Source organism: Sphingosinicella terrae, from assembly GCF_003347635.1.
GTDB classification, from domain to species: domain Bacteria; phylum Pseudomonadota; class Alphaproteobacteria; order Sphingomonadales; family Sphingomonadaceae; genus Allosphingosinicella; species Allosphingosinicella terrae.
In genome coordinates this window covers 830,787-853,105 of sequence record NZ_QDFY01000001.1, presented here as the reverse complement: position 1 = coordinate 853,105, position 22,319 = coordinate 830,787, and the positions used below count along the sequence as shown (strand labels likewise).

Here is a 22,319-nt window from a genome sequence, read left to right as displayed (position 1 = left end):
CTGATGGACCGCCGGACGACATTGAAAGCCATCGCTGCGACCGGGCTGTCGCTCGGCGTCGGTGCCGGCCCGCTCGGTACGGGGAAGCTGCTCGCCCAGGGCTCGCGCGCCTCCTCTTCGCTCGACCCCCATGGCGACATGCGCTGGGGGCGCGGCTTCGAGGGCCAGCGTAAGGCCGATCTCGGCGACGGGACCTTCCTCAACCCGGTCTTCGCCGGCGACCATCCCGATCCGACCATCCTGCGAGACGATGACGATTATTATCTCACCTTCTCGAGCTTCGATGCCTATCCCGGCATCGTCATCTGGCACAGCCGCGACCTGGTCAACTGGCGGCCGGTCACGGCCGCGCTGCGCACGCCGATCGGCTCGGTCTGGGCGCCCGAGCTGGTCAAGCATGACGGCCGCTACTTCGTCTACATCCCGGCGCGAACGCCCGATCGACGCTCGATCTACGTCATCCATGCGGACCGCATCGAAGGGCCATGGTCCGAGCCGATCGACCTCGACCTTCCCCAGCATATCGACCCCGGCCATGCCGTCGGCGAGGACGGCCGGCGCTACATCTTCCTGTCGGGCGGCGACCGTGTCCGGCTGACCGCCGACGGCCTCGCCAAGGCGGGGCCGGTCGAGCATATCTACGATCCCTGGCGCTATCCCGAAGACTGGGTGGTCGAGACCTTCGCCCCGGAAGGCCCGAAGATCGTTCGCCGCGGCGGCTATTTCTACATGGTGACCGCGGTCGGAGGGACGGCGGGCCCGCCGACCGGCCACATGGTGATCATGGCGCGCTCGCGCTCGATCGACGGGCCGTGGGAGGATGATCCCGCCAATCCGGTGCTGCGGACGCAGTCCGAGACCGAGAAATGGTGGTCGAGGGGCCACGCCACCCTGTTCGAGGGGCCGGGCGGTCGCTGGTGGATGATCTATCACGGCTATGAGAACGGCTATTGGACGCTCGGCCGCCAGGCCCTGCTCGAGCCGGTCGAGTGGACCGAGGAGGGGTGGATCCGGCCGCTCGGCGGCGATCTCTCCCGGCCCATCGCGAAACCGGTCGATCTCGGCCCGCAGCCGCACGGCCTGCCGCTCAGCGACGATTTCGCCACCAGCCGCTTCGGCATCCAGTGGGCCTTCTACGACCCCGCCGTCGATGAGATGGATCGCGTCCGGCTCGCCGACGGCGCGCTCCGTCTCCGGGGCAAGGGCAGGACGGCGGGCGACAGCTCGCCCGTCACCTGCATCGTCGGCGATCAAAGGTACCGCTTCGAGGCGGATGTCGAGGTCGATCCGGGCTGCGAGGCGGGGCTGCTGCTCTTCTACAATCGCCGGCTCTATGCCGGACTGGGCTTCGGCGACGATGGGCTCGTCATGCACCGCTACGGCCTGCAGCGCCCGCGCGGCGCGATCCCGGGCCAGCGCGAGTCCGGCCCAAGCGGACCGGTGCGGCGGCTGCGGCTCCGGCTGACCAATGACCGCAACATCCTCACCATCCACACCAGCGCCGACGGCGGTTCGAGCTGGCGGAAATTCGACGTGCAGATGGAGGTTTCCGGCTATCACCACAACGTGGCCTATGACTTCCTCAGCCTGCGCCCCGGTTTCTATGCGACCGGGCAGGGCAGCGCCCGCTTTCGCGACTTCCGTTACGAGGCGCTGACATGAAGCTCGACCGGCGTACCGCCTTGCTCGGCACGCTCGCACTCGGCCTTTCCGCCCGCGCCGCGGCGCAGGTGCCGCCGCCGTTGGTCCCGGGCGGCCGCACCTTGTCTTTCCCGGACCCGACGGAGACGATCGAGCTGTGGCCGGCCGGGGCGCCGGGCCTCGCCGGCGCCGCGCCGCGCGAGACCGTGACCGAGCGCAGTACCGATCCCGGATATAACGACCGCATCGTCACGGGCATCGCCCGTCCGCGGATGGCTGCCTTCCGCCCCGAGCGGCCCAACGGCGCCACCGTCCTGCTGATCCCGGGCGGCGGCTATCAGCGCGTGGTGATCGACAAGGAAGGCTATGAGATGGCCCGGCTGCTCGCCGGCCGCGGCATCACCGCCTTCGTCCTTTTCTACCGTCTGCCGCACGAGGGCTGGCTTCGGGGAGCGGACGTGCCGCTCGCCGATGCGCAGCGGGCGGTGCGGCTGCTCCGCGCGCGCGCGGCCGGCTTCGGCCTCGACCCGACACGTCTCTGCGTCATGGGCTTCTCGGCGGGTGGCCATGTCTGTGCCAGCCTGCTCGCCCGCTTCGGCGACCGCTCCTACGATCCGATCGACGAGGCCGACCGGCTCTCGGCGCGGCCAGACGCGGCGGCGCCCATCTATCCGGTCGTGTCGATGACGCCGCCGCTCGCGCATGAAGGTTCACGCTCGCGGCTGATCGGCGACGATCCACCAAGGCAGCGCGAGCAGGCGTACTCGCCGCACCGGCACGTGAAGGCGGGCAGCCCGCCCACCTTCCTGCTTCACGCCGAGGACGACGAGTCGGTGCCGGTCGGCAATACGCTGCTGCTGCGCGAGGCGCTGCGCGACCGTGGGGTGCCGGTGGAGACCCACCTTTTTCCCGACGGCGGCCACGGCTTCGGCATCCGTCTCGCCCGCGGCCATTCGGTCGAGCACTGGCCCGACCTCTTCCTCGCCTGGGGCCGAACAAGGAATCTCTGGTCATGATCGCGCGCCTGCTGCTTCTTTTCTCGGTCGGCCTGCTCGCCGCCGTGCCGGCGTCCGGGCAGAGCCGCGACGAGATCGAGAGGACGATGCGCTGGGCGACCACCTTCATGGTCGAGGAGGTGGCGGCCGAAGGCGGCTATCTCTGGGCCTATCTGCCCGACATGTCGCGCCGCTGGGGCGAGGCTGAGGCGTTTTCGACGATGATCTGGATCCAGCCGCCGGGCACGGCGACGATGGGCCAGCTCTTCCTCGACGCCTACCACGCGACCGGCGACGAATATTATTATCGCGCCGCCGAGCAGGTCGGACAGGCCCTGGTCCGCGGCCAGCATCGCAGCGGCGGCTGGGGCTATTTCATCGATTTCGGCGGGCCGGAATCGACGCGGCGATGGTACGAGACGATCGGCCGCAACGCCTGGCGGATGTCCGAATTCCACCATCCGGCCGACGACGCCACATTCGACGATGCCGGCACGGTCGAGGCCGGGATCTTCCTGCTGCGCCTCTATCTCGAGAAGAACGATCCGCGATTCCGGCCTGCCCTCGATCGGGCGGTCGGCTTCGTGCTCGACAGCCAATATCCGATCGGCGGCTGGCCGCAGCGTTGGCCGCCGGATCCGGACGCGCCCGATTATGCCCGCCTGATCACCTTCAACGACGAAGTGGCGGCGGAAAATCTGCGCTTCCTCCTTTTGGTCTGGCAGACGCTCGGCGGCGAGCGGGTCCGCGACGCGATCACCCGCGGCATGAATGCCTTCATCGTCACCCAGGGCGGTCCCGAACAGCCCGGCTGGGGCCTGCAGCACAGCCTGGAGACTCTGCAGCCGGAAGCGGCGCGCAGCTACGAGCCGCGGGCGCTCTCGACCCACACCACCGCGTCCAACATCCGCCAGCTCTTGGATTTCTACCGGTTGACCGGCGACAGCCGTTTCCTCGCCCGCGTCCCCGAGGCGCTCGACTGGCTGGAGACGGTCCGTCTTCCGGCAGGGCAGGTCCGCGAAGGCCGCGCTTTCCCGACCTTCGTGGAAATCGGCACCAATCGCCCGATCTACGTCCACCGCCGCGGCTCCAATGCGCGCAACGGCGAATATTATTGGGACTACAGCCCGGAAGCGACGATCGGCCACTATTCGGCCTTCCGCGCGATCGACGTCGCCGCCATGCGCCGGGAATATGAGGAATTGCGGCGCACGCCGGGCGAGCGCCTTCGCGCGACCTCCCCCCTCTACGCGCCCGCCGCCTCGCCGCTGCCGCGCTTCATGGTGACTCGCGTCGAGGCCGGCTCCGACCTCAATGCCGGCGGCGGCGGCTCACCCGCGGAGATCATCGCCGCGCTCAACCCCCAGGGTTATTGGCCGACGCCGCTGCGCGCCACCAGTCATCCGTATCGCGGTCCGGCGCCGGCCGAGGTGGCGCCGGGCGACTATCGCACCACCCATGTCGGCGATGCCTCCGATACCTCGCCGCATCCGACCGACCGGCCTGTCACCGGCATCTCCACCGCCACCTACATCGCCAATATGGCAAGGCTTATCGCGGCGCTGGAGGAGAGGGCGGGAGAGTGAAGGGGGCCGCCGCGGCCATCCCATCCGTCATTCCAGCGCAGGCTGGAATCTCTCTTCACCTTCGCAAGGTCAAGGGAGATCCTGGCTCTTGCCAGGATGACGGCGAGGGGGTTGGTGTAAGGAGCCCCGTCCAGGCCGGGTCGAGCCTGGCCGGCTCGCCTCCCGCAAGATCCGCTGGAATGTGGGACATTCGACATGCCGCGGCGCCGGGCAGGCTGCCGCATGGCGCAGCCCGTCGCGCATCGCGCCGAGCCTGCGGATCGTCCGGTCGATCTCGTCCGCCTTGGCCCTGAGCCTCTCCCGGTCCAGGCTCGGCCGCCCGTCCGGCGCAAACATCGAGGCGATCTCGTCCAACGAGAAGCCGGCCGTCCTTCCCACCGCGATGAGCGCCAGCCGCTCCAGCACGCCGGGATCGAACAGCCGCTTCAGGCCCCGTCGTCCGATCGAGGCGATCAGCCCCTTCTCCTCATAGAAGCGGAGCGCCGAAGCCGGCACGCCGGATCGCTTCGCTACTTCGCTTATGTCCAGATCGCGCATGGCCTTGACCTCAAGTGGGCTTGAAGTGGCATCCTCCACGAATCGCAATCCAGCGGCAAGCGAAGGGTGACGGGAATGGAGAGCTCCGGACGGATGGAACAGGATCAGTCGGCTTTGTGGAACGGCGCCGCCGGGCGCGCCTGGGTGGACCAGCAGGCGCTGCTCGATACGGCTTTCGAGCCGATCGAGCACTGGCTGGCCGAGGTCGCCGCCCGCGCGCAGGCGCGGCGCGTGCTCGACGTTGGCTGCGGCACCGGCAGCACCACCCTCGCCATTGCCCGCCGGCTCGCCCCCGCCGGCCAATGCCTGGGCGTCGACATTTCGGCGCCGATGATCGCCCGCGCACGGGACCGCGCCGGGCAGGCGCAGGCCCGAGCTGCCTTCGCCGAGGGCGACGCCGAGACCTACGCGTTCGCGCCGGATACCTTCGATCTGATCGTCTCGCGCTTCGGCGTGATGTTCTTCCGCGATCCGGTCGCCGCCTTCGCCAATGTCAGGCGATCCGCACAGCGCGGCGGCGCGCTCACCCTTCTCGTCTGGCGCGGCCCGGAGGAGAATGCCTTCATGACCACCGCCGAGCGCGCCGCCGCGCCGCTCTTGCCCCAGCTTCCGCCCCGGAAGAAGGACGGACCCGGGCAGTTCGCTTTCGCCGATCCGGCACGCGTGCGCCTCATTCTCGCGCAGGCGGGCTGGAGCGACATCGGCATCGAAGCGGTCGACTTCGCCTGCGCCTTCCCGAGATCGGGCCTGGCTTCCTATGTCACGCGGCTCGGCCCGGTCGGATTGTTCCTGCAGGGGGCCGACGAAGCGATCCGTTCCCGCATCGTGGACGCGGTGCTCCCTGCTTTCGACGGCTATGTTGATGGAGCGGAGGTCCGGTTCGTCGCGGCCTGCTGGAAGATCGTTGCCCGGAAATCAGCGGACATATCAAGTTAGCCGGCTCAGCCTGCTGACGCGCGGCGGGTCAGTCGAACAAGGTCTCTCCGGCCCGATAGGCGCGCAGCAGCTCGGCGTCGCTGCGCCGGCGCGGCGCCAGCCGCGATCCCTCCGCCATCGCGCAGACCAGGGCCCGCTCGGTCGGACGCCATGGCTCGCCGGGCAGGTCCCGCCGCCAGGGCGCCGGCTCGTCGACCGTCCGCACGAGGTCGCCGGAGGCGCCGAACGACCTCACCGAAAGCACGCGCGCTTCGGGAGCGTCGCAGCGGACTTCCCAGCTGTCGATGCCGTAGGAGCCGCCATTTTCGTCGGCCTGCAGCAGGACCAGCTTCGAATAGCGAACGCCCGCGTCGGTTCGCCGCACCGACGTCGCGTCGAGGATGGAGGCGGCGTCGTCATAATATTGAAGCGGGAGCATCGCCGGCGCTCCTTCCGGCGCTGCCGCGGCCTGATCCAGCTTGCGCACGAGCGCCGCCCGATCCCAGCCGGTGGGTCCCGGATCGTAATCGGTGGCCAGCGCGATCCGCCATTGGGCATGGGCATCGGCCATCCGGCCGAGACGCGCAAAGGCGTCGCCGAGGTCCTCGTGCACGATCGACCAGCGCGGCAAGCTGTGGTGGCGCGGCCGCGCCAATGGCTGCAGCAGCCGGACCGCATCGGCGTAGCGGCCCTGTCGATAGGCGAGCCATGCCCGGGCGTGGGTCCAGGCGTCGCCCTGCAGGCTGTCGCAGTCGAGGATGGTCTCGTAGGGTGCGAGATCGCCGGATGGCAGCTGCAGGTCGATCAGCAGGCGCAGGGCCCGCGCCCGCGCCACGTCACCGCTTTCGCTCGCTAGCGCCCGGCGCGCCAGTGCCTCCGCTTGGGCATGATCGCGGACCGCCATCGCCTGCGCCGCCTCCTGCACCAGCGTCTCGGCCTCGCCCTCGCTTTGCATCGCCTCCAGCGCCGGGCAGGAGCCCGAAGGGGAGGGCGGCGGCGTCGGCGGCACGGACAATCCGGCGAGCATCGCCGCGGCCAGCATCGTCGGTATCATCGCGCCGCCTCTGACGTAGGGGCAGGCGGAGCGTGAAGGGCGACCGTCAGGCTTCTCGGGACCATAGACATTCTTCTCTTCGAATCAGCGACGCTCGGCGCGCTATCTGGAATGCCAACCGCAAAGGGAGGCGGAGCGGGCCGCCGGCTTTGCCGCAGGCGGCATCGTCCGTCGCTCCCCGCCGGCGGCACGTGGAAGTCCAGTCGAGGCGGTTCCCTTCGGGATGTCAATGGGTTTGAGCCGGATGGGGCGGAGCGGTGGGGCGTTCGCCCATCCCGCCCGCTGCCGTCGCGCCGGGCGGCATTTGGTTTGTCGAGTCGGCTCTCCTTCACCCGGCGGCGGCGCGCGGCGCTACCAGGCCGAATAGCTCCTCCACAGCATGTAGATCGCCACGACGAAGATGAGTCCGGCGAAGGCCAGGCTGAGGCGGCCGCGGCTCGCGGACAGCCTTCTCGCGGCCTGCGCGCCGAACAGGCCGCCGACGACGCCGCCGCCGATGAAGGTCAGAGCCAGCCATCCGTCTACGAGGCCGGAGGCGGCATAATTGAGCGAGGTGGTGAGCCCGAACGCCGCGACGGCGACGAGCGATGAGGCGACGGCATTGATCATCGGCATTCCGGTCGCGGCGATCAGACCCGGGACGATCAGGAATCCGCCGCCGATGCCGAAGAAGCCGGAGAACAGGCCGGTGCCGGCGCCGAAGCCCGCCAGCTTCGCCGCATTATGCCTTCCGAGCACCACCAGGGGATCACCGGCGCGATGGCGCCCGCGGACCATCATCGCCCCGACGAGGAGCATGACGAGCGCGAACAGGAAGAGCAGCTTCTCGCCGTCGAACGCCTTGCCCGCCGTCGATCCCGCCAGCGCGCCGACCATTCCGGCCGCGGCGAAGACGAACGCGCATTGCCATTTCACGTTGCCGTGGCGGATATGGCTGGCGAGACCGGTCGCGGCATTGACGGCGACGGCCAATGCGCTCGTTCCGATTGCCACGTGCGGGTTCGGGACGCCGACCAGATACACCATCAGCGGGACGGCGAGGATCGAGCCGCCGCCGCCGACCAGCGCCAGGACGAAGCCGACCAGCAGACCCGAGCCGGCGCCGAGCAGATATTGGGCGGTGTCGAGCATCTCAGCGCCCCTGCTTGGCCCTCCGATCAAAGAAGGTCGAGCGGAACCTTGAGATAGCTCACCCCGTTCGCCTCGGGCTCGGGCGGACGGCCGCCACGCATGTTGACCTGGATCGCGGGCAGGATGAGCTTCGGCACCGAAAGGGTCGCGTCGCGCCGGGTGCGCATCTCCACGAACGCGTCCTCGGAAACGTCCTCGTGGAGATGGATATTGCCCAGGCGCTCGGCCAGCATGGTGGTTTCCCAGGCAAATTCTTCGCGGCCGGGCGTCTTGTAGTCGTGGCAAAGGAAGACCCGGCACTCGTCCGGAAGCTTCATCAGGCGCCGCACTGATCGATAGAGCGTGCGGGCGTCGCCGCCCGGGAAATCGGCGCGGGCCGAGCCGTAATCGGGCATGAAGATCGTGTCTCCGGTGAAGACGGCGTCTCCGATCACATAGGCCATGTCGGCCGGCGTATGGCCGGGAACGTGCAGCGCGATCAGCGGAATGCCGCCGATCATCAGCATGTCGCCGTCGCGCAGCAGCCGGTCGAACTGCGAGCCGTCGCGCGCGAAGTCGGCGGCTTCGTTGAAGATCCTGCCGAAGTTGACCTGGACGGCGACGATATCGGCGCCGATCGCCAGCAGTCCGCCGAGCCTCTTGTGCAGATAGGGCGCGGCAGACAGATGGTCGGCATGGACGTGCGTCTCCAGCAGCCATTCCACCTTGAGGCCTTCCTGCCGCACGTAGGCGATCATCGCATCCGCCGCGTCGCCGCTGGTCCGGCCGGACGCCGGGTCGAAGTCGAGGACGCTGTCGATGATGGCGGCAGCCTTCGTCTCGGAATCGTGGACGACGTAGCTCGCGCTGAAGGTCGGCTCATGGAAGAAGGCCCTGACCTGCGGCGGGCGGATCGCGCCGCCAAGGACCGCGCGAACCTGCTCCGCGGCGCGACGTAGGTTGAAGTCGTCGTTCATGGTGGGCCCGGCCTGATTCATCGTCATCGTCGCGCTCCGGCAGAGACGATATCCGACCGGGCTTCAAGGGGCGCCGGGGAATCGGGCGCGGCTTGGTACCTTTCCGGCGCCCGTCATGGCATGAACGCGTTCGCGGACGGCGGCCGCTATCGTCTCGACTTCCGCCTCTCGGCCATACGGACTGACCCAGGCAAGGAATCGGATCGGCCAGGCCTGACTGGCTGCGCCGATCTGTCGACGAACATGATATGCACGATTCGCTCAACCGAGGGAGGAAGAATGGAGCCGTCCCGTCGTCGGCCGCTGCCGGTCCCGCTCGCCATCGCCTTCGCGCTCGCCGGCTGCGGCGGCGCCGACCAGCCTTCGCCGCCGCCGGGCCCGGGCGGACAGGCGCCGCCGTCATCGGCTTTCGCCATCTGCTCCACCTGCCACACGATCGGGCCCGGCCAGAACCGGCTCGGTCCGACGCTGCACGGCGTCGTCGGGCGCGGGGCCGGGTCGCTTCCCGATTTCGCTTACTCGCCGGCGATGCGTGACAGCGGCATCGTCTGGACGCCCGAGACGCTCGACCGCTTCCTTGCCGATCCGCGCGGCACGGTTCCCGGCAACCGGATGGCCTTTGCCGGGCTGGCCGACGACGCCCGCCGCCGGCAGCTGATCGACTATCTCACAAGCCTTGGCGCCGCGCCTGGGAAGGTCCGGTAGCGGCGCAGCCCGACGCTTCAGAAGTCGCCGCATGCCGCCCGGGGCATGCGTTCGTGCGCGCAAAGAGGTGGAGGCCCGAGCCGGAATCGAACCGGCGTGCAAGGATTTGCAGTCCTCTGCGTAACCACTCCGCCATCGGGCCGGAGGCGCGGAAATGGGCGGGAACGGCGAGGGTGTCAACCGCCCGCGCCACTTTCCCATCGGCATCGTCGCTCTGGCCGGAGCGCAGTCCGGTCAGCCGCGATCCTCAGCGGTGGCGCGGTCGGTATCGGCCCGCTCGCCGCGGTCGCGGTCGCCCGGCGAGGATTTCTGGCCCTTCTCGCGTACATTCCCGGCTATCTCGAAATCCTGCTTGCCCTCGCTGGTCCCGGCTTTGTTGATCCGGCTATCGGGGGTCGTGCCGAACTTGTCGTCCTTGGTCATCGCCTTCTCCTCTCCGCTTCAACCGATGGGCGAGCGATTGGTTCGCCTCGGGCGGGCCGCGACCGGGCCGAGCGCCCGCGCCGGCCCCGCTAGAAAACCGGGTTTCATCGCCGCCATGTACCTGCTCTAATTGGCGCGATGAGCGACGCCTTCCTCAGTTCGGCGATCATGCTGCTGGCGCTCGCTCTGTTCATCAGCGATCGGCTGCGGCCAGACGCGGTGGCGCTGATCATCCTGTTGCTGGCCTGGGTCACCGGCCTGGTATCGCTCGAGGAGGCGCTCGCCGGCTTCGGCTCGCCCGCGGTCATCATCGTCGCCGCCGTCCTGGTCGTCGGCCGCGCGGTCGAATATAGCGGCGCCGCCCAGGCGATGACGCGTCTGTTCGTGCCGAGGTCCCGCTTCGCCAGCGTCCGTATCGGCGGCGTCCTGCTCATGGGTGCCCTGCTCTCGGCGTTCATGAACAACATCGCGGCGCTGGCCATCACCATGCCGATCGCGCTCAACGTCGCCCGCGATCACGATCTGCCGGCGGGCGCGGTGCTGATGCCGCTCGCCTTCGCCACCATTCTCGGCGGGATGACCACGCTGATCGGCACGCCCGCCAACCTGATCATTTCGTCGGTCCGCGAGGACACGGTCGGCGCGCCCTTCGGCATGTTCGACATGACTCCGGCCGGTGGCGCGCTCGCTTTGGCCGGGCTGGCCTATCTGACCCTGTTCGGCTGGCGACTCGCACCTCGCCGGCAGGGCGAGGTCGAGTCCGGCCCCACCCATCGGGTGCTGGTCTTCGAGCTCTCTCTGCCCATTGCCGCGACCCTGGGGCAGATGCGCGTCGGGCAGATGCGCGAAAGGCTGCGCGAGGCGGGGGCGGTGATGCTCGCGGTGTTGCGGGAGGGCCAGCGCGCGAAGCTGGAGCCCGATGCCCTGCTTTTCCATGACGACCGGCTGCTGGTGATGAGCCGCGACTATCCCTGGAAGGTGGCGGAAGGTGCCGATCTGTTCGCCGACGTCGCCGGCGACCGTCCGGACACCATCTCCTCGCATGTGACGGTGATCCACGGCTCGTCCTTGATCGGCCAGGATTATGGTGCGATCGGCGCCCGCACCGGCGGCGCCGTCGAGCTCGTCGCGGCCGGCCCGCGCGCCGCGCGGCTGCGGCGGCCGCTGCAGACCAATCTCATCGAGGCGGGCGACCAGCTCTACCTGAGGGGCGAGCCCGAGGCCCTCGCCGAGCTCGTCCGCCAGGCGCGCCTGCTCGAGGTCGAGCAGGAGGCGGCGCCGGTCAAGCCGGGGCGGCCGGCGCTGCTCGTCGTCGCCATCTATGCGGCCGCCGTGCTGCTGGCGTCGATCGGAATCGAGACCACCGCCGCCTTCATCGGCGCGGCGCTGGCCATCTGCCTGCTGCGCCTGCTTCCGGCGGACGAGGCCTATCGCTCGGTCGACATCCCGGTGCTGGTGCTGCTGGCGGGCATGATCCCGGTGGGGCGGGCGTTCGACGAGGCCGGCGGCAGCGATGCGATCGCCGCCGCCTTGGGCTGGCTGCTGGCGGGCGCCCCGTTGTTCGTGATGCTGGCGGTGATCGTCGGGGTGACGATGCTGCTGACCGTTTTCCTCAACAACATCGCCACCGCGCTGGTGATGGCGCAGGTCGGAGTCGGCGCTGCGGCGGCGCTCGGCATCGATCCGGATGCCGCCCTGCTCGCCGTGCTGATCGGGTCCTCGTGCGACTTCCTCACCCCGATCGGCCACCAGAACAATCTGATCGTCATGCGGCCGGGCAATTACCGGTTCCGCGACTATCCGAAGGTCGGGCTGCCGCTGTCGCTGCTCGCCATCTTCGTCACCGCCTGGGTGCTGAGCCGCCTCTATGGGTGAGGCGCTGGCCCGCGCCCGAATTCTGCTGCGGCCGGTGCTGGATTTCGCGCTGCCGCCGCGTTGCCCCGGCTGCGGCGCGATCATCGGCGAGCCGCACCGTTTCTGCCCGGCGTGCTGGAACCGGCTGCTGTTCCTCGGCGAGCCCTGCTGTACCTGCTGCGGTCTTCCCTTCGCTTACGAGCAGGCCGGCGGCGGCGAAGCGCGATGCGGCGCCTGTCTCGCGGAGCCGCCCGCCTTCGACCGGATGCGTGCCGCCGTCGCTTATGGCGAGGTGCCGCGCCAGGTCGCGCTCAAGCTCAAATATGGCGGCCGTCCCGGAGTCGCCGAGACCATCGCCCGCTTCCTCGAGCGACATGTCGAGCCGTCGACCGAGTCCGTGCTCGTCCCGGTGCCGCTGCACCGCTGGAGGATCTGGAAGCGGGGCTACAATCAGGCGGCCCTGATCGCCGCCGCGCTGGGCCGGCGGCGCGGGATCGAAGCGCGCCTCGACCTGCTCGATCGGACGCGGCCGACACCGCCGCTGAGGGGAATGAACCGGCGGGAGCGGGCGGAGGCGGTTCGCGGCGCCTTTCGGGTCGCGCCGCGTCACCAGGACCGGGTGCGGGGCCGCCACATCGTCCTTGTCGACGACGTCTTCACCAGCGGCGCCACCGCCGGCGCCTGTGCACGCGTGCTCAAGCGCGCCGGCGCGGCCCGGGTCGACCTGCTATGCTGGGCCCGCGTGGTGAGGGAGGAGACGGCCGACTCCGGCCGTGAATAGATTCCCCCCGCCGATCCGGAAGCCCTCTCCACCGTTGACAAGGCCGGGCCGTGTCCTCACTTCCGATCGGATGGCAAAAGTCGAAATCTACACCAAGATCTTCTGCGGTTATTGCGTGCGCGCCAAGCGGCTGCTCGACACCAAGGGCCTTGCCTACGACGAATATGACATCTCGATGGGCGGGCCAAAGCGGGCCGAGATGCTGCAGCGCGCGCCGGGGCGCACCACCGTGCCCCAGATCTTCATCAACGACCGCCACGTCGGCGGCTGCGACGACCTTCTCGAGCTCGAGCGCAACGGCCGCCTGGATCCGCTGCTGACGGCCGAATGAAGGTCGCCCTGTTCCAGGCGCAGACCGGCATCGACCCCGAAGCCAATGCGGCCGAGCTGGTCGGGCGCATCGGCGAGGCCGCGGCGGGCGGCGCAGCGATGCTGTTCACGCCCGAGATGAGCGGGCTGCTCGACCGCGACCGTCAGCGGGCGGCTCCGCATTATCGTCCCGAAAGCGAGGATCGGGTTCTCGCCGCCGTCCGCACGGCCGCACGCGATTCGGGCCTCTGGGTCCATCTCGGCTCGTTGGCGCTGCGCGACGAGAATTCCGAAAAGCTCGTCAACCGGGGCTACGTCATCGATTCGCAGGGCGAGATCCGCGCCCGCTACGAAAAGTTGCACCTGTTCGACGTCGACCTGCCGACCGGCGAGAGCTGGCGGGAATCCGCCTCCTATCGCGGCGGCGAGCGGGCGGTGCTGGTCGATACGCCGCTCGGCACGCTGGGCCTCGCCATCTGCTACGATCTGCGCTTCGCCGGCCTTTTCGCCAGCCTCAGCGATGCCGGCGCGACCTTGTTCAGCGTCCCGGCGGCCTTCACGGTGCCGACGGGGCAGGCTCATTGGCATGTCCTGCTGCGCGCCCGCGCGATCGAGGCGGGCGCCTTCGTCGTCGCCGCCGCCCAGGTCGGCCGCCATGCCGACGGCCGCGTCACCTACGGCCATTCGCTGGTCGTCGACCCGTGGGGTCAGATATTGCTCGACATGGGGGCCGATGGTCCCGGCCTCGGCTTCGCCGAGCTCGATCCGGGCGCGGTCGAGGAAGTACGGGGCCGGCTGCCGGCCATCCGTCACCGCCGGCCGATCCCGCTGCCGGAGCGGGCAGGGGGCCCCCGCTCTTGATCGTCTTCGACCTCAGATGCGCCCCGGACGGCCATGTCTTCGAAGGCTGGTTCGGTTCGACTGCCGATTATGACGACCAGTCGGCGCGCGGGCTGGTCAGCTGCCCGATGTGCGGCTCGGGCGAGGTCGGCAAGGCGCCGATGGCGCCCCGGGTCGGCCGCAAGGGCAATCAGCTGGCGGTCGCGCCCGCAGCGGCGCCGGCAGAGCCGTCCGCCGAGCCGTCGGCCGCGCAGGTGAAGGCGATGCTCGCCGAGCTGGGCAGGATGCAGCGCCGGCTGCTGGAGAAGAGCGATTTCGTCGGCGACCGCTTTCCCGACGAGGCCCGCGCGATCCATCTCGGCGAGGCGGAGGCGCGGGCGATCCACGGCCGCGCCACCCTCGCCGATGCGGAAAGCCTGATCGACGAGGGGATCATGGTCGCGCCGCTCCTGTTTCCGGTCGCCGAACCGGGCGAGGAGAATTGACCCTGTGCGCCGCTTGCGCCAAACCGCTCGCGTCGCGTGGAATGGCCCCGTAGCTCAGCAGGATAGAGCGACTGATTCCTAATCAGTAGGCCACAGGTTCGAATCCTGTCGGGGTCACCACCTTTCCGACCGGCGGTTTGTGCCTTCAGGCAGAGCGCGGTGCGACGGCGCATCGGGGAAGACCCCGATCCCTCTTGCGGGTCTTTGCGCTATCCTCCCCCGGGACCAGGACCTGCGCACGGAAGGTTCAAGCCTGGTCCAGCTCGAGGAGAATCGCGATGAGGTCGATCACTATCGTGGGGCTCATGCTCGTCGCCGGTTGTTCCGACGCGAGTGTGCCGGCGGCCCAGGCCGACGGGGCTGCTCCGAACCAGGCCGTGACGGCGGCGCCAGGCAACGCGCTTGTCGATCGCGTTGTCTCTCTCGGCCTTACTGCCCGCCAGCTCGAGGATGCGGAGATCGTCGATGCCTCCGGTCGCGAGCTTGGTGACGTGGAGCGGCTCGTCTTCGGCGCCGATGGCGAGCTCCTGACTCTGGTCGTCGAGATCGAGGACAGCGATCCCGATCGCTTCGTCATGCTTCCGCTCGAAGGGCTCACCGTCGTTCAGCGCGGTGATGATCGTGACCTGCAGGCGAAGATGACCCGCGAGCAACTGGCCGCCCTCCCCGCCGCGGCGCGCTAGGACGTCTCAGACGGGCCTGGCAGAGACGACGCCGCGCGTCTTTGGGGCGACGGGCGAGCCGATCCTGATCGCGATCAGCGCCGGCGCGGCGACGGCGAACGGCAGGGCGACGGCGGCGAAGCCCGAGTTGAAAGCGATCCCTGCCATCGTGCGGCGGGACGGCCATATCCTGCGGGCGCCTAGAAGACCCTCTACCTCGGAACAGGTCGGCGGCGGCGGGCTGGCCCGTCAGGCCGCGTCGAAAAAGTCCGCCAGGCAGCGGCCCGCGTCCTCGGTCTCGTCGAGTGTGTAATGGGTGGTGCCGGGAAGGATGGCGAGGCGCCCGGGCGGACGCCCGGATCCGTCGATGCCGCCGTCGCGCAGGAACCCGCCCAGCTGGCGGTAGAAGTCGACGATATGCTCCGGCCGGATCGCATCCGCGTCCGCGAAGATGAGCATGGTTGGCGCCGCGATGGCGGAGACCTGGTCCGACCAGTCGAAGGGCTCCCTTTCCGTCTCGCCCATCTTGCGGAAGAGGCTTTCCCAATCGCTGTCCGGAAACATGCTTGGCAGCGGAGTCTCGCGAATGCCTTCTGCGTGCGCCGCCGGATCGGCGGCCATATCCAAGAAGGCCTGGACCACCTCCGGATACCAGCCGTCGCGCGCCATCGTGGTCGAGACGATCCCGAGCTTGTGCACTCGCTCCGGATGACGAAAGGCGACGTTCATCGCGATCCCGGCGCCCATCGAATAGCCGGCAAGGTCGGCGCGGTCGATGTCCAGATGCGTCAGGAGCGCAACCACGTCCTCGGCCATCTGCTCGTAGCTGAGCGGGCGCTCCGGGATGTCGCGGGTATAGCCATGCCCCTGCATGTGAGGCGCGATCACCTGCCGCTTCCGCGCCAGCGCGGTCAGCGTAGGACCGAGCCCGTAGGTGACGGTCATGCCGCCATGGAGCAGAACGGTCGGAACGCCGCCGCTGCCGTGGATCTCGTAATAGAGGTCGAGCCCGTTGATCGACGCCCTGGCGGACTTGGATCTTGCCGGTTCGATTCTTGTCATTCGCGTTCCTCCCGACGATCGTTCGGCGGATGCAGCCCCGAGCAAAGGCGGGACATTTCCGGCCTCCGCCTCGACCTCAGCCGCTCGGCGCCGAACCGCCATAGCATGGCCGAAGGCGTGACGAAGGTCCTGAAGGGGCAGTCTCTCACCGACGAAAGACGCTGTTGCGGACGGCAAGCTTGCCATCGAACGACATCTGCACCGGCACGCCGGTACGGCCATCGACCGCATGCATGTGGAGATGGGGCTCGCTGCTGTTGCCGGAATTGCCCACTTCCCCGATCGCGTCGCCGGTAGCGATCCGTTGGCCTTCGGCCACCAGGATGCTGCTCCTTCGGAAATGAGCAAGCTCGACGCGGGTACCTGCGCAGTCGAGCACCACATGGTTTCCCGCGGCATTCTCGGGATCCATTCGCGGCGGCGACTGGTCGGGCAAGCCGTCGCGCAGGTCGACGACCGTGCCGTCGCAGGGACTGACGACGTCCGCTCCCCAGATGGCGTAACGGTCGAGCCGGCTCGGATGCAGCCCGGCCGCGCGGAACCCGGCCGGGTTGAGAGCGAGGATGTCCGCGGCGTGCCGCTGCTTCGGGTGCGAAAAATGATGGTTGAGCAAGGTCCGGCTTCCGCCTTGGCCGACCACGAAGGTGCCGCCCCTGAGCGGAAAGGCGAATTCCTGCGGATCGTCTCTGACGAACAGGCCGGCGCCGAGATAGACCGACGCTCCGCCGAACGCGACCAGGGACAGGATGTTCGTCCATTGCCCGCGCCAGACGCCCGGGCCCTCCGGCGTCTTCCATGGACGAGCAGAATGGCGTCGCCAGGAGCGGGCGAGCGCGACCGCGAGCAGAGCGAGAAGGATGAAGCGGGTATAGTGACCCACGACATCCCAGCGGCCGAGGATGAAGATGAAGGCGATGAATGCCAATGTCTCGCCGACGACAATCAGCCAGCCGCTTCGGGTCGGCTGGTCGAGCCGCCACAGTCGCCAGGTCAGTGCGAGCGGCACGCCGACGCAGATGACGATCATCAGGATCCCCATCAGCTGCATGATCATCTGACGGCACCTTCCGGCTGACGCGCCCGCCACACGGGATCGCTGGCGATAGTCGGGGCTCCACGGCGGTGCCCGACTGATCCCTCGACTTGCGTGCAGCGGGGATCGGGGGAGATCGAGGACGCTGAAGGCTCATCGAAGATCGTTCCTGCGACGGTGTCGTCGGTGAGCCGCCGGCGCAGCCATGCGGTGATATGGCCGATGAAGCTCGTCGCACCCTGGCGGCAGCCGAAGGCGAGAAATCCGCAAATACCCGACAGCCGTCCGACCAAGTGATTCATCACCTTTCCTCCATTGGGATGGCTGGCGATGAGGCGGGGCCGTCTCCGAGGCTCCGCCGCAAGCAAGGCACTGGCCAGCGCGCGCCCGTCGGGGAAGCCTGTTCCGCCGGGCCGAGCCATGGCCGGGGCGGACCGCCTCGTTCACGCCGACGACGCCCCGGTCACCCCCGGTTCATCTCGTTTCGGCTTGGTGTCGTCTTCCACCGGCTCCCCCTCGCAGGTGCCGACCTGGATCGCTACGCGCCGTCCCTGGGGCGACCCTCGGCAGCGCCATGAGGGGAGAGTCGCATGAAGCCCAATCGCCCGCTCAATCGCCGTTCCTTCCTGCGCCGGGTCGGCGGAGGCGTGGTCGGCGCCGGCTCGTTCCTCGGCCTGACCGGGTGCATGTCGCCTTATTCCGATGCCGACCCCTACGATCCGGCCGGCGGCGGCGGCGGAGGAGGCGGCTATGGCGGGCGCGGGTGGGGCAGGCCTCCACGCGGCCGCGGCTGCACCGACAACGACACCGGCCGCTATGCCGATCCGGTCGGCCGTGGCCGGGATTGTGGCGGCGGCGGCCAGACCGACAACGACACCGGCCGCCATGCGGACCCGGTCGGCGGCGGCCAGGGCGGCGGGGGCGGCACGGGCATCACCGACAACGATACCGGCGGCTACGCCGATCCCGTCGGCCGCGGCCGCGGCGGCGGGGGCAGCGGGATCACCGACAACGACACCGGCCGCTACGCCGATCCGGCAGGACGAGGTCGCGGCGGGGGAGGGCGCGGGGGCGGAATCACCGACAGCGATACCGGCCGGAATGCCGATCCCGCCGGCCGCGGTCGCGGCGGCGGTGACGGCGGCAGCGGATGCAGCGACAGCGACAGCGGCGCCCGGGCCGATCCCGGCGGCGACGGCCGCTCCTGCAGGCCGCGGCCGATCTGACACTCGTCGAAGCGGTTTCGCTCTCGGGGTCATATGTGTATCCGCCTCTTCCAAAGGGAGGTGACGAATGGACCCGAACGGCCCCGATCCGGTGGATGGCGACCTCGTCAGCGAGCCGGGCCCCGCCGAGATTCCCGCCGACGTGCAGCAGGCGGTGCGGACCCTGATCCGCTGGGCGGGGGACGACCCGGACCGGGAGGGCCTGCTCGACACGCCGCGACGGGTGGCGCGCGCCTGGAAGGAATATGCGCGCGGCTACGAGGAGGATCCGAGCCACCATCTCCGCCGCACCTTCGAGGAAGTGGGCGGCTATGACGAGATCGTGCTCCTGAAGGACATACCCTTCCAGTCGCATTGCGAGCACCATCTCGCGCCGATCATCGGCAAGGCGGCGATCGCCTACCTGCCCAAGGACCGGGTGGTCGGCATCTCGAAGCTCGCGCGGGTGCTGCACGGCTTCGCCCGGCGCCTCCAGGTCCAGGAGAGACTGACCGCGCAGGTTGCCGACGCGATCTGGGAGAATCTCCAGCCCAAGGGCGTCGCGGTGGTGATCGAGGCGACCCATGCCTGCATGACTGCGCGCGGCGTCAACACGCCCGGCGTGATGATGACGACCAGCCGGATGATGGGCACCTTCCGGTCGGACGAGCGCAGCCGCCGCGAGGTGCTGGCGCTGATGGGCTATTGATGCGCACCGGCTTCCTCCTGCTCGCGGCGCTGGCCGCCTGCGGCTCGGAGGGGCCGTCCACCGGCACGCAGGGCGGCGGCGCCGATGCCAACCAGATCCGCCGCCTGTCGACGCCCCCTCCGGCGCAGGGGGACGTCCAGGCCGCGGTGCGGCTGGAGCCGGTCACCTATGCCGAGCTCGAGGCGGAGGGCGTGATCGGAGCCGGCTGCGCCTTCACCCGTGGCGGCGTGATCCTGCTCGCCGCAGCCGGCAGCGACGCGCTGATCCGGGTCAATGGCGGTCTTCGCCATCTCGTCCAGTCGTCGGTCATGGGGCCGACCGGCGGCTTCTTCGAGGACCGCCAGATCAGCGTCAGCGTCGGCCGCACCGACGAACGCGGCGAGGCCGGCGAGGAGTCGACCGCCTGGCCGGCGCGGATCACGGTCACCAACCGCCGCTCGAATGCGGATATCGAGCTGGACGGGGAATGGAGCTGCGGCGCCTGAGCGCCGGGCCGACAAAGGAAGAGAGATGGCGTCCCCAGCCGCAGCGACCGGTGAAAAGACCCCGCTCCGGCGGGTGGTGATGGCGAGCCTGATCGGCACGACGATCGAATGGTACGACTTCTTCCTCTACAATGCGGCCGCGGCCCTGGTCTTCAATCGCCTGTTCTTCCCGACCTACGATCCGTGGATCGGCACCCTGCTGTCCTTCGCCACCTTCGCGCTCGGCTTCGTCGCCCGGCCGATCGGCGGGATCGTCTTCGGCCACTATGGCGACCGGATCGGGCGCAAGCGGCTGCTCATGCTGAGCCTCGTGCTGATGGGGCTGGCGACGGTGCTGATCGGCCTTCTCCCCACTTATGCTCAGATCGGCATCTGGGCGCCCGTCCTGCTCGTCCTGCTGCGGCTGGTGCAGGGCTTCGCCGTCGGCGGCGAATGGGGCGGGGCGGTGCTGATGGCGGCCGAGCATGGCGACGCGGCGCGTCGCGGCTTCTGGGCGAGCTGGCCGCAGGCCGGGATTCCCGCCGGCAGCCTGCTCGCCGCCGGCGTGCTCGCCCTGATGGCCGGCTTTCAGGACGAGGCGGACTTCGTCGCCTGGGGCTGGCGGGTGCCGTTCCTGCTCTCCTTCGCCCTGGTCATCGTCGGCTGGTATATCCGCAACCGGGTTTCGGAGAGCCGGCTGTTCGAGGCTGCCGTCGAGGAGGCCGAGGCCCCGCCGAAGCTGCCGGCGCTCGAGGTCTTCAAGGAGCGCCCGCGGGCGATCCTGGTCGGATCGGGCCTGCGCTGGGGCGAGAATATCTCTTACTACATCCTCACAGCTTACTCTCTCAACTACCTGGTAGAGAATGCGGAAGAGTCCCGCAGCCTCGCCTTGAACGCCTTGCTGATCGGCGCTGTCATCCAGTTCTTCGCCATACCCGCCTTCGCCCGCCTGTCGGACGCGATCGGCCGGCGCCCGGTCTACGCCTTCGGCGGTTTCGCGCTCGCCGGATGGAGCTTCGCCTTGTTCCCGCTGCTCGGCAGCGGCCAGGATCTCGCCATCTTCACCGCCTTGGTCGTCGGCCTGGTGCTCCACGGCGCGATGTACGGGCCCCAGGCGGCGTTCATCACCGAGCTCTTCCCGACCCGGATCCGCTATTCCGGCGTCTCGATCGCCTATCAGCTCACCTCGATCGTCGCCGGCTCGCTCGCCCCGATCGTCGCCGTCTCGCTCTACCAGATCAGCCAGTCGGCGCTGCCGGTGGCGATCTATCTGGCGGCCAGCTGCGCGGTCAGCGGCGTGTCCGCCTTGCTCGCCAGGGAAACCAAGGGCGTCGAGCTCGCCGACATCCGCTGAGGGTCGCCTTCGCCTGGCGCGCATGGAGTCGAATATTTTATTCGATCCGGCAGCGCGGATTGCAGGCACGAAAAAGGCCGCCGGTCGCCCGGCGGCCTTCTCGATCGTTCCACCTGGAAAGGGTCAGGCCTGGGCCTGTTCGCCTTCCTCGGCCGGCTCGGGCGCGATCTCGCCGGGCTCGAGGCCTTCGACGCGCTCCTCGGTGAAGCCGGCGACGTCCTTCTCGAACATCTCGGCCATCACGTCGACACCCTGCTCCTGCAGCTCGGCCTCTTCGGGCGAGCGGGCGATGTTGACGTGGATGGTGACCGACACCTCCGGATGGAGCGCGATCTTCACGTCCTGGACGCCGATCGCCTTGATCGGGCGGTCGAGCACGATCTGGTTCTTGGCGACCTTGTGGCCTTCGGCCTCCAGCGCCTCGGCGAGATCGCGGGCGGACACCGATCCGTAGAGCTGGCCGGTGTTGGACGCCTGGCGGATGAGCTGGATCTTCAGCCCGTCGACCTTCTTGGCGTCCTTCTCGGCATCGCTGCGGCGCTCGGCGTTCTGGGCCTCGATCTTCTCGCGATTGGCCTCGAACACCTTGCGGTTGGCCTCGTTGGCGCGAAGCGCCTTCTTGCGCGGCAGCAGGAAGTTGCGGGCGTAACCGTCCTTCACTCTGACGACGTCGCCGATGGTGCCGAGCTTCTCGATCCTCTCGAGCAGGATGACTTCCATGACCCGGGCTCCTTACTTCACGACATAGGGGAGCAGGCCGATATGGCGGGCGCGCTTGATCGCGCGCGCCAGCTCGCGCTGCTTCTTGGTGCTGACCGCGGTGATGCGGCTGGGGACGATCTTGCCCCGCTCGGAGACGAAGCCCTGGAGCAGGCGGACGTCCTTATAGTCGATCCGGGGAGCATCCTTGCCCGAGAAGGGGCAGCTCTTGCGGCGGCGGAAAAATGGGCGTGCCATGTCGCTATGTCCCTCTCTTAGCCTTCGAACTCGTCACGGCCGCGGCTGGGGCGGTCGCCCCGGTCGCCCCGGTCGCCACGATCACCGCGGTCGCCGCGCGGGCCGCGATCGTCGTCGCGGTCGCCGCGACGCTTGTCGCGCTCGCCGCGGCGCATCATCACCGACGGGCCCTGCTCGTGCTCGTCGACCTTGATGGTCATGTAGCGGATGACGTCCTCGTTGATCTGGGTCTGCCGCTCGAGCTCGGCGACGACCGGCGCGGGCGCCTCGAAGTCGAGGGCGACATAGTGCGCCTTGCGGTTCTTCTGGATGCGGTAGGCGAGGTTGCGGAGGCCCCAGGTCTCGGTCCTGACGACCTTGCCGCCATTGTCCTCGACGATCTTGGTGGCGGTCTCCGCCAGCGCGTCCACCTGGGCCTGGGCCAGGTCCTGACGTGCGAGAAACACATGCTCGTAGAGAGCCATGCTCATGCGTCCTTGTCTTGGCCGATCGCTGACGCCGCCCAATGCGGTCGCCCCTCCGGCTGTCGTCTTCGCGATGCTTCAAAGCGAAAGCCGGGGCTGAAGGTCGCGCCTCCGCCCCGGATGCGGGCCACATGGCGGAGAAAGCGACGGAAATCAAGTCCGCCTTGCGCCCAGGCGGGCGCGTGGATAGGCGGGCA

General features: G+C 69.1%; 26 protein-coding genes and 2 tRNA genes. 16 read left to right on the top strand and 12 right to left on the bottom strand.

Features of this window, described 5'->3' with window-relative positions; all coding sequences use genetic code 11:
- The first annotated feature begins 3 nt into the window (after positions 1-3).
- Genes DDE10_RS03995 through DDE10_RS03985 form a run of 3 tightly spaced genes read left to right on the top strand, consistent with a single transcriptional unit; the run spans position 4 to position 4,222 of the window.
- Positions 4-1,662: a family 43 glycosylhydrolase gene (locus tag DDE10_RS03995; RefSeq protein ID WP_432653698.1), complete on the top strand. Its 1,659-nt coding sequence runs from the start codon at positions 4-6 to the stop codon at positions 1,660-1,662.
- A complete protein-coding gene (locus tag DDE10_RS03990; RefSeq protein WP_114951381.1) occupies positions 1,659-2,657 on the top strand; it encodes an alpha/beta hydrolase in 999 nt (332 codons plus the stop codon). Before DDE10_RS03995 ends, DDE10_RS03990 begins: the two co-directional genes overlap by 4 nt.
- Positions 2,654-4,222, top strand: a complete 1,569-nt coding sequence (locus DDE10_RS03985; protein ID WP_284734422.1) for a pectate lyase — start codon at positions 2,654-2,656, stop codon at positions 4,220-4,222. The genes DDE10_RS03990 and DDE10_RS03985 overlap by 4 nt, the downstream gene beginning before the upstream one ends.
- A gap of 69 nt (positions 4,223-4,291) precedes the next feature.
- Here DDE10_RS03985 and DDE10_RS03980 read toward each other — a convergent pair whose 3' ends face one another.
- On the bottom strand, positions 4,292-4,759 hold the full coding sequence (locus DDE10_RS03980) for a helix-turn-helix domain-containing protein (RefSeq protein ID WP_114951380.1): 468 nt from the start codon (positions 4,757-4,759) through the stop codon (positions 4,292-4,294).
- A gap of 93 nt (positions 4,760-4,852) precedes the next feature.
- Between DDE10_RS03980 and DDE10_RS03975 the strand changes: the two genes are divergently transcribed.
- Positions 4,853-5,695, top strand: coding sequence for a class I SAM-dependent methyltransferase (locus DDE10_RS03975; RefSeq protein WP_284734421.1), 843 nt, complete (start codon positions 4,853-4,855; stop codon positions 5,693-5,695).
- Between the two features lie 28 nt (positions 5,696-5,723).
- On the opposite strand, the gene DDE10_RS03970 is transcribed toward DDE10_RS03975, so the two are convergent.
- The 3 genes from DDE10_RS03970 to DDE10_RS03960 form a co-directional block, all read right to left on the bottom strand.
- Positions 5,724-6,728 carry a tetratricopeptide repeat protein gene (locus DDE10_RS03970; protein ID WP_114951378.1) on the bottom strand — a complete coding sequence of 335 codons (1,005 nt, stop codon included), beginning with the start codon at positions 6,726-6,728 and terminating at the stop codon, positions 5,724-5,726.
- Between the two features lie 351 nt (positions 6,729-7,079).
- On the bottom strand, positions 7,080-7,859 hold the full coding sequence (locus tag DDE10_RS03965) for a sulfite exporter TauE/SafE family protein (RefSeq protein WP_114951377.1): 780 nt from the start codon (positions 7,857-7,859) through the stop codon (positions 7,080-7,082).
- A 26-nt stretch (positions 7,860-7,885) separates the two neighbouring features.
- Entirely contained in the window at positions 7,886-8,836 is a 951-nt protein-coding gene (locus DDE10_RS03960) for an MBL fold metallo-hydrolase (protein WP_432653707.1), read from the bottom strand.
- 258 nt (positions 8,837-9,094) lie between these two features.
- Here DDE10_RS03960 and DDE10_RS03955 point away from each other — a divergent pair, with 258 nt between their 5' ends.
- Entirely contained in the window at positions 9,095-9,520 is a 426-nt protein-coding gene (locus DDE10_RS03955; protein WP_114951376.1) for a c-type cytochrome, read from the top strand.
- A gap of 68 nt (positions 9,521-9,588) precedes the next feature.
- On the opposite strand, the gene DDE10_RS03950 is transcribed toward DDE10_RS03955, so the two are convergent.
- Together DDE10_RS03950 and DDE10_RS03945 are read right to left on the bottom strand one after the other, a co-directional pair.
- A tRNA-Cys gene (locus tag DDE10_RS03950) sits at positions 9,589-9,662 on the bottom strand.
- A 92-nt stretch (positions 9,663-9,754) separates the two neighbouring features.
- Positions 9,755-9,943: a hypothetical protein gene (locus DDE10_RS03945; protein ID WP_114951375.1), complete on the bottom strand. Its 189-nt coding sequence runs from the start codon at positions 9,941-9,943 to the stop codon at positions 9,755-9,757.
- 138 nt (positions 9,944-10,081) lie between these two features.
- On the opposite strand from DDE10_RS03945, the gene DDE10_RS03940 reads away from it, so the two are divergent.
- The 7 genes from DDE10_RS03940 (at position 10,082) to DDE10_RS03910 (ending at position 14,895) form a co-directional block, all read left to right on the top strand.
- Positions 10,082-11,818, top strand: a complete 1,737-nt coding sequence (locus tag DDE10_RS03940; RefSeq protein ID WP_114951374.1) for an SLC13 family permease — start codon at positions 10,082-10,084, stop codon at positions 11,816-11,818.
- A complete protein-coding gene (locus DDE10_RS03935; RefSeq protein ID WP_114951373.1) occupies positions 11,811-12,578 on the top strand; it encodes a ComF family protein in 768 nt (255 codons plus the stop codon). The genes DDE10_RS03940 and DDE10_RS03935 overlap by 8 nt, the downstream gene beginning before the upstream one ends.
- A 70-nt stretch (positions 12,579-12,648) precedes the next feature.
- Positions 12,649-12,909, top strand: a complete 261-nt coding sequence (gene grxC / locus DDE10_RS03930; RefSeq protein WP_114951372.1) for a glutaredoxin 3 — start codon at positions 12,649-12,651, stop codon at positions 12,907-12,909.
- Positions 12,906-13,748, top strand: a complete 843-nt coding sequence (locus DDE10_RS03925; protein ID WP_114951371.1) for a carbon-nitrogen hydrolase family protein — start codon at positions 12,906-12,908, stop codon at positions 13,746-13,748. The genes grxC and DDE10_RS03925 overlap by 4 nt, the downstream gene beginning before the upstream one ends.
- The gene (locus DDE10_RS03920; protein WP_114951370.1) at positions 13,745-14,212 is read left to right on the top strand and encodes a DUF1178 family protein; all 468 of its coding nucleotides are present in this window, start codon (positions 13,745-13,747) and stop codon (positions 14,210-14,212) included. Before DDE10_RS03925 ends, DDE10_RS03920 begins: the two co-directional genes overlap by 4 nt.
- A 43-nt stretch (positions 14,213-14,255) precedes the next feature.
- A tRNA-Arg gene (locus DDE10_RS03915) sits at positions 14,256-14,332 on the top strand.
- Between the two features lie 158 nt (positions 14,333-14,490).
- On the top strand, positions 14,491-14,895 hold the full coding sequence (locus DDE10_RS03910) for a PRC-barrel domain-containing protein (RefSeq protein WP_114951369.1): 405 nt from the start codon (positions 14,491-14,493) through the stop codon (positions 14,893-14,895).
- 6 nt (positions 14,896-14,901) lie between these two features.
- On the opposite strand, the gene DDE10_RS23315 is transcribed toward DDE10_RS03910, so the two are convergent.
- From DDE10_RS23315 to DDE10_RS03900, 3 genes are all read right to left on the bottom strand, one after another.
- The gene (locus DDE10_RS23315; protein WP_162806268.1) at positions 14,902-15,042 is read right to left on the bottom strand and encodes a hypothetical protein; all 141 of its coding nucleotides are present in this window, start codon (positions 15,040-15,042) and stop codon (positions 14,902-14,904) included.
- 81 nt (positions 15,043-15,123) lie between these two features.
- Complete coding sequence (locus DDE10_RS03905; protein ID WP_114951368.1) at positions 15,124-15,936, bottom strand: alpha/beta fold hydrolase; 813 nt, start codon at positions 15,934-15,936, stop codon at positions 15,124-15,126.
- A 145-nt stretch (positions 15,937-16,081) separates the two neighbouring features.
- The gene (locus tag DDE10_RS03900) at positions 16,082-16,990 is read right to left on the bottom strand and encodes a M23 family metallopeptidase (RefSeq protein WP_114951367.1); all 909 of its coding nucleotides are present in this window, start codon (positions 16,988-16,990) and stop codon (positions 16,082-16,084) included.
- A gap of 569 nt (positions 16,991-17,559) precedes the next feature.
- Between DDE10_RS03900 and DDE10_RS03890 the strand changes: the two genes are divergently transcribed.
- The 4 genes from DDE10_RS03890 (at position 17,560) to DDE10_RS03875 (ending at position 20,701) form a co-directional block, all read left to right on the top strand.
- The gene (locus tag DDE10_RS03890) at positions 17,560-18,195 is read left to right on the top strand and encodes a hypothetical protein (RefSeq protein WP_114951365.1); all 636 of its coding nucleotides are present in this window, start codon (positions 17,560-17,562) and stop codon (positions 18,193-18,195) included.
- A gap of 67 nt (positions 18,196-18,262) precedes the next feature.
- Positions 18,263-18,883, top strand: coding sequence for a GTP cyclohydrolase I FolE (gene folE / locus DDE10_RS03885; protein ID WP_114951364.1), 621 nt, complete (start codon positions 18,263-18,265; stop codon positions 18,881-18,883).
- Positions 18,883-19,368, top strand: a complete 486-nt coding sequence (locus DDE10_RS03880) for a hypothetical protein (RefSeq protein WP_114951363.1) — start codon at positions 18,883-18,885, stop codon at positions 19,366-19,368. The genes folE and DDE10_RS03880 overlap by 1 nt, the downstream gene beginning before the upstream one ends.
- A 25-nt stretch (positions 19,369-19,393) precedes the next feature.
- Positions 19,394-20,701, top strand: coding sequence for an MFS transporter (locus DDE10_RS03875; RefSeq protein ID WP_114951362.1), 1,308 nt, complete (start codon positions 19,394-19,396; stop codon positions 20,699-20,701).
- Between the two features lie 123 nt (positions 20,702-20,824).
- Here the strand turns inward: DDE10_RS03875 and rplI are convergent, their stop codons facing one another.
- Genes rplI through rpsF form a run of 3 tightly spaced genes read right to left on the bottom strand, consistent with a single transcriptional unit; the run spans position 20,825 to position 22,122 of the window.
- Complete coding sequence (gene rplI, locus DDE10_RS03870; RefSeq protein WP_114951361.1) at positions 20,825-21,421, bottom strand: 50S ribosomal protein L9; 597 nt, start codon at positions 21,419-21,421, stop codon at positions 20,825-20,827.
- A 12-nt stretch (positions 21,422-21,433) separates the two neighbouring features.
- Positions 21,434-21,658 (bottom strand): 30S ribosomal protein S18, encoded by a 225-nt coding sequence (gene rpsR, locus DDE10_RS03865; RefSeq protein WP_114951360.1) that lies wholly within the window; start codon positions 21,656-21,658, stop codon positions 21,434-21,436.
- A gap of 17 nt (positions 21,659-21,675) precedes the next feature.
- Positions 21,676-22,122, bottom strand: a complete 447-nt coding sequence (gene rpsF / locus DDE10_RS03860) for a 30S ribosomal protein S6 (RefSeq protein WP_114951724.1) — start codon at positions 22,120-22,122, stop codon at positions 21,676-21,678.
- Between the last annotated feature and the right edge of the window lie 197 nt (positions 22,123-22,319).